This is a genomic window from Chryseobacterium sp. WG14 (genome assembly GCF_024586945.1).
Lineage (GTDB): Bacteria > Bacteroidota > Bacteroidia > Flavobacteriales > Weeksellaceae > Chryseobacterium.
The window spans coordinates 131,050-142,713 of record NZ_JALCZD010000012.1 but is presented as its reverse complement, the minus strand read 5'-3'; the positions used below and the strand labels follow the sequence as shown (position 1 = coordinate 142,713).

Sequence of the window (11,664 nt, the reverse complement as noted above, 5' to 3'; positions counted from 1 at the left end):
GGAAGGAATTCATCTCTATAGTGCATAAAAAAATCTCCCAGTTTCCTGAGAGATTTTGTGGGCCCTGAGGGATTCGAACCCCCGACCCTCTGGGTGTAAACCAGATGCTCTGAACCAACTGAGCTAAGAGCCCTGAACTTTTTTTGAAAGGCTTCAGTTACCTTTGTGTGGGCCCTGAGGGATTCGAACCCCCGACCCTCTGGGTGTAAACCAGATGCTCTGAACCAACTGAGCTAAGAGCCCCTATACTTGTTTCCTCGTTTAGAGTGGTGCAAATATACGACTTATTTAGAAATCTCCAAATTTTTTTCTAAAAATTCTCCAACTACAAAGTTGCTTCCGCCGATAAAAATCATTTCTTCATTTGTACATCGCTCTTTTGCAGAAAGATAGGCTTCCTGTACAGAATTGAAAATTTTATAAAAAATTTTTGCTTCGCGCAGTAGGTTTTCATAATCGTCCGGGTGTCTTCCCCTATTGATAGATGGTTTTGCAAAATAAAATTCAGAATTCTCGGGAAGTAAATCCATCACTTCATCTATCTTTTTATCGTTCACAAATCCCAAAATGACATGCTTATGCCTGTCTATAGAATTAAGTTGTGAAAAAACATACTCTAAACCGGCCTGATTATGTCCTGTATCACAAATAGTAAGCGGATTCTTTGAAAACTCAAACCAACGGCCAATGAAGCCTGTATTTTGATGAACACTCAGCAGGCCTTTCTCAATGGCTTCATCTGAAATTTTAATACTTAATTTTTTTAATTCTTCAATCATAGCCAATACCACACGGATGTTCTTCTGCTGATAATTTCCCTTTAAATCTGAGGTAAGGGTAGTAGGAAGTAATGTGGAGTCTATAAAATGAGCATTTTCCCGTGCCGCTTTTTCTCTGATGATATCTTTTACCAATTCGTTTTCATCGCCTGAAATAATGGGAGTATTGGGTTTGATAATCCCTGCTTTTTCTCCTGCAATCTCTTCAATAGTGTCTCCCAATATGTTTTGATGATCAAGCTGAACATTAGTGATAGCGGAGATCAGAGGTTTTATAATGTTTGTTGAATCCAGTCTTCCGCCTAATCCAACTTCAATAATAGCAAAATCTACCTGCTGCTGGGCAAAATACTCAAAAGCCATAATGGTGGTAAATTCAAAAAAAGAAGGAAGGATATTTTCAGGGAGTTTTTTAAGTTTTTGAATAAAATTAAAAACAAATTCCTGATCACAGTTTTTACCATTAATTTTGATACGTTCTGTAAAGTCGATAAGGTGGGGGGAATTGTATAAGCCAGTTGTATAGCCGGCCTCCTGCAGTACAGAAGCCAGCATATTGCTTGAAGATCCTTTTCCGTTGGTCCCTCCGATATGGATACATTTTAACTTCTCCTGAGGGTTTCCGAAAAAAGCGCAAAGTTTAATAATATTATCCAGTCCCGGTTTATAAGCTTTCTGCCCGTCTGTCTGATAGTTGGGCATCTGTATGAAAAGCCAGTCTATAGCTTCCTGGTATTGTTCATGTGTCATGGTGCAAAATTCTCAAAAGTTTTACTAAAATGAAACAATAATTTTTTCAATCTGTAACTTTTTTATATTTAGTTCGTCTAATAGGGAAAAATCTTAATATGAAATCGTTGTGATTTATAAATTACAATACTGATGAAGATGACACGATTCCATATGACCATTAAGAACAAATAAACATATACATATGAAAAAAGTTTGGATTATCGTTTTTGGATTAGGCTGTTTGGGATTGAACGCTCAAAAGAAATGGTCCTTAAAAGAATGTGTAAGCTATGCAGTGGAGCATAATCTTCAGGTTATCCAAAATCAATATACCAAACAAAACCAAGAATACAACCTTAAAGCAGCAAAAAAAGACTATTTGCCTTCCGTATCGGGGAGTATTACGAGTGGGGTGAGTTTCGGGCAAGGATCATTAGGAGCAGGAAGTTATAGAAACGATAGATTCAATAACAGTGTTGGTGTAGGTGCCGATATTTTGGTTTATAACAATGGGAGATTGGAGAAGAATGTAAGAAAACTCCAGTTTGATGTAGAGGCCAGCCAGTATGATATTGAAGCAATTAAAAATGATATTTCGGTACAAATTGCACAGCAATATTTAACCGCTTTATTGAACAAAGAAATTGTTAAGATTTCTCAAAGCGCTGTAGAAAATGCTAAAAAACAGCATGACAGAGCAAAGATAACCACTCAGGTTGGGACTACCGCACAGACTGTTTTAGCGGAAGCAGAGGCAGCCTGGGCGAGAGAAAAGCAAAATCTTAAGACCGCAGAGGTTAATGTAGGAAGAGCTCTGTTTGCGATCGCTCAGCTTTTGCAACTTTCGGATTATAAAGATTTTGATGTGGAAAATGTAGATATTCCTGAAGCACTAGATTCACAGTTGGTAACGGCTGACGAGGTTCTTACAAAAGCCTATGATATACAACCCCAGATAAAAGCAGCCGAAAGCAGGATAAGATCTGCTGAAGCACAAACTGAGGTAAGTAAAACGGCATTCTGGCCTACATTAACAGCAAGTGCTGGTCTTAACACTTTCTATAATAGGCAATTTAATGTTCCTCCAGGTGTGGTGCAGGGAACATTTTTTGAACAATATAAAGATCAGTTTGGACAAAATGTAGGATTATCACTTAATATCCCTATCTTCAATAAAGGGAAAACAAAATTACAGGTTGAGCAGTCCAAATTAAATGAAAGTGTTAGCAAAATTACCCTTGAACAGCAGAAACAAACAGTAAGACAAAATATACAGAAAGCCCAGTTTGACGCAGATGCCAATTATGAAAATTATCTGGCTGCTGTAGAAGCAGAGAAAAGCTCAAAGCTGGCTCTTGATTTTGCTGATAAAAGCTATGCTGCAGGAAGATCAACCATTTATGACGTAAATGTTGCAAGAAATAATTATGCAAATGCACAGGGATCAGTAGCACAGGCGAAATATAATTATCTTTTCAGCCTTAAGCTGTTGAATTTCTATGCAGGAATTCCATTAAGTTTGTAAAATGCCGATTAAATCATTAGAAAAATATTTACCACCAAACACGCTTACGTATTTAAGAGTCTGGTTTTCAGATCATTATATTCATATAAAAGTTACAAGAAACCGGAATTCCAAACTGGGAGATTATAGAAAGCTTCCGGACAATTCCCATGAAATTACAGTAAACTCTACTCTTACTCCACAGCTTTTTTTCTTTGTGCTGACGCATGAGCTGGCACATTTAATTGCTTTTGAGAAATATGGAAGAAGAATTTCTCCCCATGGTAATGAATGGAAAGAAACATTTAGAAAAATGCTTATTGAAAGTCTTGATATTTATGATGAGGATCTAAAACCGATCATTGTAAAGTTTTCAAAAGCACCTAAAGCAAATTTTATGGCTAGCCCTGATCTTGTAAGATATTTTCATACTGAAAAACAAGATGATAGCCTGCAGTTTATTGAGGAGCTCCAAAAGGGAGAATTTTTTATATACCGCAACGAAAAGTATTTATTAGAAGGTCTGGTTAAAAAAAACTATCTTTGTAAGAACCTGGCTACTGGAAGAAAGTATTCTTTCAAACCTTTAGCAAGGGTAGAAAAATGTAGCTAAGAATGTTAAAATCAGATAGATACTGTGTGATAATGGCGGGTGGAATCGGTAGCCGGTTCTGGCCGATGAGTACACAGAAATTTCCAAAACAGTTTCAGGATATTTTAGGAGTGGGGCGTACTATGATTCAGCAGACTTATGACAGAATCAGTAAGCTTATTCCTAAAGAACAGATATTCGTGATTACGAATAAAGAATATGTTGCACTTTCCCAGCAGCAGCTGCCTGAGATTCCTGAAGAAAACATTGTAGGTGAACCCCTGATGAAAAATACAGCGGCCTGTAACCTGTATATGGCTAATAAGATCGCTGAAATTAACCCTGATGCTACCATGATTGTTCTTCCGGCAGATCATTTGATTCTTAAGGAAGATGTATTTTTGGAAAAAGTAGAGCTTGCTTTTGACCTTGCTTCAAAACATGATTACCTGGTAACGCTGGGCATTACTCCTACAAGGCCTGATACGGGATATGGATATATTCAGTTTGTAGAGAAAAAAGGCTCAGAATATTTTAAAGTAAAAACATTTACAGAAAAACCTATTCTTGAAATTGCCCAGAATTTTCTGGAAAGTGGAGACTTCCTGTGGAATGCAGGAATATTTATCTGGAATATAAAAAGTATTCATCACGCTTTTGAAATGTACCTGCCCGAGATGATGCAGCATTTTATGGCCTGCGAATATAATTCTGAAAATGAAAACAGCTGCATTGAAACCATTTACCCTAAAGTACAGAAAATTTCCATAGATAACGGAATTCTGGAAAAAGCAAAAAATGTATATGTAATTCCTGCCAATTTAGGATGGAGTGATCTGGGTACATGGACCTCTGTATACGAAAATACGGATAAAGATGAAAACGGGAATGCTGTAAAATTAAAGCATTTACTGACCTACAATTCTAAAGGAAATATTATCCGCCTCAAAAACAATAATAAGGCGGTCATTATTGATGGCCTGGAAAATTATATCGTTGTAGATACCGATAAGGCCCTTCTTATCTGCCCACGCGATAATGATCAGCTGATCAAGGATTACGTTCTCGATTTAAAAAGCTTTAAAAAAGGAGATAAATTTATGTAAAAAATTGGTATATTTCTGCTGATTTCTAAAGTATGATAAAAATTACCACCCAATTCACGATTCTTGTATTTGTACTTTTAGGATTCCTGGGATATGCTCAGGAAAAGAAAAAGTTTTCAAACATTCCAAATATTCTACAACGTATAGAACCCGATGACAAAATAGATTCATGGGTGCTGGTATATAATAGCTATGGCAAAGGTCAGGAGCTAAAAACTTCTGGCGGAAAGATAAGCTACACCCCTCAGTTTTCAGGTTTTAATCTGTTTCCAAGTGAAGACAGCTTTTATTATATTGCTTACTCGGCAGGAGGTAAAATCAGCTATATTATGGATGTGGATGGCCTGAAAAAATTTGTAGGTAAGATCGATAATGCTGAAGAGGCAGCTGTTGTGCTGACCGCTGACGGATATCTTGTAGATGAGGAATTTAAAGATCTTGCAGGCAATTATCATGAAGACCGCACCAACTATTATTTAGATCTGGGAAAACTGACTTCAAAGGAATGCCCTTATCAAAAAACTCATTATACATTGACCGTAAATAAATCTACGGGAGAAATAGCCAATGTAAAAGATAATGGGACCTATATTGAGCTTTATAATAAAAAATGTGCTAATAACCCCCGTCTTTTAAAGATCGAGAAAAAAGAAGAACCGAAAGATGAGCCAAAAAGAACTACCAAACGAAAATAAATCTTACGAAACTGAACGATTGATTCTCCGTCCAATGTCTTTAGAAGATAAGGAGCTTATCTTTGAACTTTATAACAGCCCAAAGTTTATCCGGTATATTGGTGATCGTAATATTAAAACAGTTGATGCTGCTGAAGATTATATCAGAAATAAATTTATTCCGCAGATTGAAAGGTTAGGCTACGGAAATTACCTTGTCATGACTAAAGAAGGGAATAACAAGATTGGTGGAGTAGGGATCTTTGAAAGAGACGGTCTTGATGTTGTGGATATCGGATATTCTCTGTTGGAAGAGTTTGAAGGTCAGGGATATGCTTATGAAGCGGCTCAAAAGGTTAAAGCCATTGCAATGGAAGAGTTCGGATTGTCGAAAATATCTGCCATTATTTCAAAAGATAATCTATCTTCTCAGAAGCTGATTGAGAAACTGGGGCTGAAATTTCAAAAACATATTACTCTTCCCGGTGAGGATGAAGAATTAAACTATTACGAAACAGACTAATAATCACAATAAAAAAATACAAATAGATTCACAAATGATATTCGTGAATCTATTTGTATTAAAAGAACTATCCCTCCAAAATTTGCTCGGCAGCTGTTTTTGAAGTTACTTTGTCAATGAGTCTTGTGCAGATTCCGTTTTTATCAAAAATAAAAGTTGTTCTTACAATTCCCATATAGGTTTTTCCGAACGTCTTTTTTTCCTGCCAGACTCCAAATTTTTCAATGATATCATGATTTTCATCAGCAATAAGATCATATGGAAATGCAAGCTTACTATGAAAATTTTTCTGCTTTTTTACAGAATCCCCGCTTATTCCCAATAACTGAAAACCGGCTTTCTCAAGCCTGGAATAATTATCACTCAGATTACAGGCCTCCACAGTACATGTTGGGGTGTTCGCTTGAGGATAAAAGAAAACAACCAGCTTTTTCCCAATTAATTTTGATGAGGATACTGTTTCTCCATCCTGATTTATTCCTTCAAATTCAGGTAATTTGTCTCCAACTTTCAGCATAATGATTTAATTTTGTTCAAATTTAAGGGTTACATGACAAAAAAACAAAGAGCCGAGCTCGTTCAGATAGAACTGGATAAATTATATCCTACCACACCTATTCCTTTGGATCATACCGATCCTTATACACTAATGGTTGCAGTAGCACTTTCTGCACAAACGACAGATAAAAAAGTAAATCAGGTGACTCCCGATCTTTTTGCCGTAGCAGGAACTCCGCAAAGAATGGCAAAACTGGAAGAATATCAGATCAAAGAACTGATTAAAGAAATAGGACTGTCCAATACCAAGGCTAAAAACCTGAAAAGGATGGCCGAGCTTTTATTGGAAAGACATAATGGAGTGGTTCCCCAAACATATGAAGAATTGGAAGCGCTTCCCGGAGTGGGGCATAAGACCGCTTCTGTAGTCATGAGCCAGGGATTCGGATTCCCGGCATTTCCGGTGGATACACACATCCATCGTTTGATGACACAATGGAAACTGACATCAGGGAAAAATGTAGTGGAAACAGAGCGTGATGCAAAAAATCTGTTTCCCGAAGAGGTTTGGAATAAACTTCATCTTCAGATCATTTTCTATGGTAGAGAATATTCACCGGCCAGAGGAAAGGGGGACAAGGATTTCATTACCAAAATGATGTTTGAGAAATAAAAGACGATCTATATCTATTGAAGTCAGAAATAGTTGGCTATTCTGATATATTTTACAGCCCGTAACCTTATAGGTTTCAAAAATCTATAAGGTTTTGGCAAAAAGCTCAATGTGCAAAGAAAGGGTTTTCGAAAACAAATTTTTTCCAATAATCATAACCTATTTTAGGATATGTTTTCGGACACCCCTTATTTCATATGTTTAATTTGGGCATCAGACTTTTACGAAATTATCAATTAGTAAGACTTAAATATCCAGCAGTCTTCTATGATAGTTAATTTGCCCCAAATGATAATCCAAATGGGTAATCAGGTGGATCAAAAAATAATCTGTGGTCATTTCATATCCTAAAGGTTCAAGAGGATATTCTTTTTTCAGGTCATCATCAGATAGTTGGCCTAATACGGAATCAGCCATTATCACAGTAGCTTCAACTTTTGCAATAAGCTCAGCTTTTGGAATGTTTTTCAAAGAAAATTCGAGGTCGCGTTGTCTTACATATCCGGTCTTTCCAAGCTCTGCTCCAATGAAACTGTTAAGGTTTCCCAACAGATGAAGACAAAGATTGCCTCCGCAATTGGCAATGTTTTTATCAGTCTTCCATAGATTTTCCTCATTTTGATAAGCTTCAATTTCTGCTTTTAATTTATTTAAATCTCTATTGTAAAGAGATCTCAGACTTTCTATAAACATATCTTATTTTATTTTTAAAATTATTGAAATTTTCTGAATGAAAAAAAGGTGCTGAAATAAACAGCACCTCTTAGGGTATTTAGATAAAAAATCTATTTTTGTTTTTTAGCCCAAAGTTCCATTTTTCTGTTCAGAACCTCCAATGGAAGACAGCCCTGGCTTAGTACTTCATCGTGGAAGCTTGCCAGGTTAAATTTATTTCCAAGTTCTTTTTGGTATTTTTCTCTTAATTCACGGATTCTTAATGAGCCTATTTTATATCCAAGAGCCTGACCAGGCATTGCCATATATCTTTCCACTTCTGCAGTAGCAGATCCTTCATCATAAGAAATATTACTTAAGAAGTATTTAATAGCCTCTTCTCTGGTCATTTTTCCTGTGTGGATGCCCGTATCAACTACCAGTCTTACCGCTCTCAGCATCTGATCACTCAGATATCCCATTTTCTGATAAGGATCTGTATATAACCCGAATTCAGGTCCCAGAGTTTCGCAATAATGCGCCCAGCCTTCTCCATAGGCTCCAAACCATCCGAATCTCATGAACTTGGGAAGGTTTGTGTTCTCCTGTTGAAGAGAAACCTGATAATGGTGCCCGGGGATCGCTTCATGAAGGAAAAGGGACTCCATTCCCGAAGTGACATTGAATTGTGAGGGATCGGGAAGAGGAACATAAAAAATCCCTGCTCTTTTGCCATCCGGAGTTCCGGGAATATATTCAGCACTGGCACTGGCTTCTCTGAATTTTTCCGTTTGCCTGATTTCAAATTTTGTTTTTGGGGTAACGTTAAACATCGTTTTAAGCTTCGGGGTAATCTTTGCTAAAATGCTGTTAAAGCCTTGTAAAACTTCTTTAGAGGTTTTATAAGGCATTGCTTTTGAGTCTGTTTTAACAAAATTGATAAATTCTTCCAGTGTTCCGGTGAAGCCTACCTGTTTTTTTACCTTTTCCATCTCGGCACGAAGCATGGCTACCTGCTGCTGTCCGATTTTATTAATTTCTTCAGGTGATTTTTTTGTGGTAGTCCAGCTTTTTACATAATAGCCGTAAATTTCGTTTCCATTGGGAAGGCTGTTGTAGCCATCATTATCTCTTGCTTTTGGAAGGTATTCCTTTTCTAGGAAATTACCCATTTTAGTATAGGCAGGAATAATTTTTTTGGTAATGGCCTCTTTATAAAGTTCTGAAAATTTATCTTTCTGAGCCTGGGTGAAACTTTTCGGGAAGTTTTTAATAGGTCCGTAGAAAATGTTTTTTTCCATATCAGGAGTGATAATTTCCTGAGAGGTCATTTGGGGTATCATTTTGGCAACCAGTTTTTTAGGGAGAACGATTTTATTGTTTATCCCTTCACGGAAGTTGTCTGCGGCGGCATCCATCCATGCCGGGAATTTTTCCATTCTTTTTAGCCAGTCGCTGTAATCTTTTTCCGTTTTAAAAGGTTGGCTTCCCTGTCCGCTTCCATACAGCGGAAAATTTAAAGGAAGACCTCCAAACTGAGTAAAAGGAATATATTCCGGATGATAGGCATAAGCCTCTATTTTATCCTTTAAGGTATAATCCAGTACATCATAAACGACTTTATCTTCATCAGAAAGGCTTTTATAATCTACATTGTCCAGTTGCTTTTGTACCGAATTATAGAAAGCAACTTCTCCTGAAATAAAATCTTTATCAATAGTAATGGGAAGCTGGTCATTGTATCTTGTATCTCCCTGTGCTGTAGCGTCTAAAGGGTAAAGTTTAAGATACTGTTCATAATAATTGGAGGCAATAGAATCCAGATTGGTAGGAGTAACTTTGGTAAGGGGAGAATCAGACTTCCTGCAGGAAGCAAGGCTTATCATCAATCCCAATCCCAAAATACTTTTTGATAAAACATTTTTCATTTTCAGAATCTTTATGAAACAAAAGTAAGTATTATTGGGTGATTCAGACTCATCATTAAACTTGAATTAAAAAATTATTTTCAAAATCCTTTTAACTTTCAATCAATTTTTTATCTTTGTCTAAAGCATTTAACAATCATATTATTACAGTTCTTTTTTTAAGAAAAAATGAAAGGGATTTTAAAAATTTACCATCCGGACGAAACATTAAAGTACAATATCCGAAATACTTATTGTAAACCAGTCTACAGCAACCAGCAACATTTTTTAGAGGTTGAAATTATAACGGATGACGGTTTGGATCATGTAGATGATGATTCATTACAGTACAACTTTCCGCAGCTTTCACTCGAAGTTTTCGATTTTCCTATTGAATCAGCGGAATTAGAAGGCAAAACGATTACAATCAGTGATTCTGATGAGGAAACTTACACAGAAGTAGACCTATTCGATGATGAAGATGCCTACATCTATGATAATGAGCTTCTATTTGAGAAAAATGAAGAGGACGTGCTTCAGGTTATCTGGAAAGGAACTATTGATGATTTCTACACAGGATCAGATACGCCGATTCCTTTCAGACTAAAGTGCGAATTCAGCCAGGATGATATTGTGGTAGACGAAGACTAAACATCGCTACTCTCAATTTTTATATCAAATTTCTTTTCAAAATTTCTTTTGGAAAGAAATTTGCTGTTTATATCTGATAACAAACTTTAAGTTGTTTTTAAGCAATTTTTAAGATATCATTTCATAATATTCCACTACATTTGTCGTTAAAACTTTTATAAAAAAATTCACATTAATGCTGTTAACGGAACTTACTCAGATTTTATTTGCGCAAATTGCTACACCTGCAGTTGCTACAGACAATTTAGAATTTTCATTTTGGAAGATCATGTTCCACGGAGGAGCTTTCGCTAAAATAGTGATGGCAATTGTACTGCTGTTGGGAGTGTTTTCTTTATACCTGTTTTTTGAGAGGTTTTTCTTTATTAAAAGATTAACATCAAAAACAGATTCCAATTTCATGAATAATATTGAAGACTTTGTGAAAGCAGGAAAGATTGAAGCGGCTGCAGATTATTGCAAAACGCAAAACTCTCCGGAGGGAAGAATTTTAGAAAAAGGAATTTCAAGATTGGGCCGTCCTGTTTCTGATATTGTAAGCGCAATGGAGGCTCAGGCTCAGGTAGAAGTGGCCAATATGGAGAAAAACCTTAACCTTTTGGCTGTGGTTCCAAGTATTGCTCCTATGTTAGGGCTTTTGGGAACGGTGATCGGGATGATTATTGCATTCTTTAATTTATCACATGCAACGGGATCTTTCTCTCCTAAAACACTTTCAGAAGGTATTTATACCGCTTTAGGACAGACAGCTGTAGGTTTGGCAGTTGCTATTCCTGCTAATTTTTGTTACAATATTCTTTTAACAAGAATTGACAAGTTTGTATTGAAAGCTCAGAATATGTCTGGTGAATTTTTAGATCTTATCAACAAACCTTTATAAATCTTTCTTATGAAATCGCTGCCAAAAAACCTTTTCAGGAAATTATTAATTGAGCGATTCCATCTGACCATTAACCTATTAGAAGAAACAGATGAAAATTCAAAGAAGAAATAAAGCGAATCCGGAATTCAGTTTAGCAGCGATGACAGATGTTATCCTGTTGATGCTGATCTTCTTTATGATAACATCCTCTGCCGCCAACCAAAGTGCTATAGAGGTGAATCTTCCAAAAGCCGGAGCTACTGAGGATAATATTCCTAATCCTTTGACGGTAAGCATTAAACCTGATGGTTCATTTTTTGTAGATGATAATCCGGTAAATAAAGGTGAGCTTGAGCAGATTATTGTTAATAAGCTAACTAATCAGACCAACAAGTCTTTTACCATCAGAGCTGATGAAAATACACTGCATAAGGATGTGGTTTTTGTGATGGAAATTGCTGAAAAAAACAAGCTTAATATTGCTATTGCAACCGTTAAAGATAAATAAG

13 protein-coding genes and 2 tRNA genes are annotated in these 11,664 nt (G+C 36.3%); 9 read left to right on the top strand and 6 right to left on the bottom strand.

The genetic code is table 11. The features are described from left to right. Positions 1–58 precede the first annotated feature (58 nt). The 3 genes from MP478_RS18400 to MP478_RS18390 all read right to left on the bottom strand — a co-directional run bounded on the left by MP478_RS18400 (position 59) and on the right by MP478_RS18390 (position 1,529). Positions 59–133, bottom strand: a tRNA-Val gene (locus MP478_RS18400). 35 nt (positions 134–168) lie between these two features. Continuing rightward, positions 169–243: transfer RNA gene (locus tag MP478_RS18395), tRNA-Val, on the bottom strand. A 41-nt stretch (positions 244–284) separates the two neighbouring features. Next, a complete protein-coding gene (locus MP478_RS18390; RefSeq protein WP_230033239.1) occupies positions 285–1,529 on the bottom strand; it encodes a folylpolyglutamate synthase/dihydrofolate synthase family protein in 1,245 nt (414 codons plus the stop codon). Positions 1,530–1,713: 184 nt separating this feature from the next. On the opposite strand from MP478_RS18390, the gene MP478_RS18385 reads away from it, so the two are divergent. Genes MP478_RS18385 through MP478_RS18365 form a run of 5 tightly spaced genes read left to right on the top strand, consistent with a single transcriptional unit; the run spans position 1,714 to position 5,910 of the window. After that, the gene (locus MP478_RS18385) at positions 1,714–3,036 is read left to right on the top strand and encodes a TolC family protein (protein WP_230033241.1); all 1,323 of its coding nucleotides are present in this window, start codon (positions 1,714–1,716) and stop codon (positions 3,034–3,036) included. A gap of 1 nt (position 3,037) precedes the next feature. Continuing rightward, entirely contained in the window at positions 3,038–3,628 is a 591-nt protein-coding gene (locus tag MP478_RS18380; protein WP_257201264.1) for a SprT-like domain-containing protein, read from the top strand. A gap of 2 nt (positions 3,629–3,630) precedes the next feature. After that, entirely contained in the window at positions 3,631–4,713 is a 1,083-nt protein-coding gene (locus MP478_RS18375; protein WP_257190139.1) for a mannose-1-phosphate guanylyltransferase, read from the top strand. A 32-nt stretch (positions 4,714–4,745) separates the two neighbouring features. Continuing rightward, positions 4,746–5,408, top strand: a complete 663-nt coding sequence (locus MP478_RS18370; RefSeq protein ID WP_230033254.1) for a hypothetical protein — start codon at positions 4,746–4,748, stop codon at positions 5,406–5,408. Then, positions 5,377–5,910, top strand: coding sequence for a GNAT family N-acetyltransferase (locus MP478_RS18365; protein WP_230033256.1), 534 nt, complete (start codon positions 5,377–5,379; stop codon positions 5,908–5,910). The genes MP478_RS18370 and MP478_RS18365 overlap by 32 nt, the downstream gene beginning before the upstream one ends. A 67-nt stretch (positions 5,911–5,977) precedes the next feature. Here the strand turns inward: MP478_RS18365 and bcp are convergent, their stop codons facing one another. Beyond that, complete coding sequence (bcp, locus tag MP478_RS18360; RefSeq protein WP_257201263.1) at positions 5,978–6,427, bottom strand: thioredoxin-dependent thiol peroxidase; 450 nt, start codon at positions 6,425–6,427, stop codon at positions 5,978–5,980. Between the two features lie 33 nt (positions 6,428–6,460). Here bcp and nth point away from each other — a divergent pair, with 33 nt between their 5' ends. Continuing rightward, positions 6,461–7,081 (top strand): endonuclease III, encoded by a 621-nt coding sequence (nth, locus tag MP478_RS18355; RefSeq protein ID WP_257190142.1) that lies wholly within the window; start codon positions 6,461–6,463, stop codon positions 7,079–7,081. 246 nt (positions 7,082–7,327) lie between these two features. Here the strand turns inward: nth and MP478_RS18350 are convergent, their stop codons facing one another. Both MP478_RS18350 and MP478_RS18345 read right to left on the bottom strand, forming a co-directional pair. After that, positions 7,328–7,774 (bottom strand): DinB family protein, encoded by a 447-nt coding sequence (locus MP478_RS18350; protein WP_257201262.1) that lies wholly within the window; start codon positions 7,772–7,774, stop codon positions 7,328–7,330. A 92-nt stretch (positions 7,775–7,866) separates the two neighbouring features. Beyond that, positions 7,867–9,663, bottom strand: coding sequence for a DUF885 family protein (locus tag MP478_RS18345; protein WP_257201261.1), 1,797 nt, complete (start codon positions 9,661–9,663; stop codon positions 7,867–7,869). A 168-nt stretch (positions 9,664–9,831) separates the two neighbouring features. Here MP478_RS18345 and MP478_RS18340 point away from each other — a divergent pair, with 168 nt between their 5' ends. From MP478_RS18340 to MP478_RS18330, 3 genes are all read left to right on the top strand, one after another. Beyond that, positions 9,832–10,293 carry a hypothetical protein gene (locus MP478_RS18340; protein WP_230033265.1) on the top strand — a complete coding sequence of 154 codons (462 nt, stop codon included), beginning with the start codon at positions 9,832–9,834 and terminating at the stop codon, positions 10,291–10,293. A 175-nt stretch (positions 10,294–10,468) separates the two neighbouring features. Next, positions 10,469–11,173: a MotA/TolQ/ExbB proton channel family protein gene (locus tag MP478_RS18335; protein WP_230033267.1), complete on the top strand. Its 705-nt coding sequence runs from the start codon at positions 10,469–10,471 to the stop codon at positions 11,171–11,173. A gap of 91 nt (positions 11,174–11,264) precedes the next feature. Then, entirely contained in the window at positions 11,265–11,663 is a 399-nt protein-coding gene (locus MP478_RS18330; protein WP_257201260.1) for a biopolymer transporter ExbD, read from the top strand. Position 11,664: the final 1 nt, after the last annotated feature.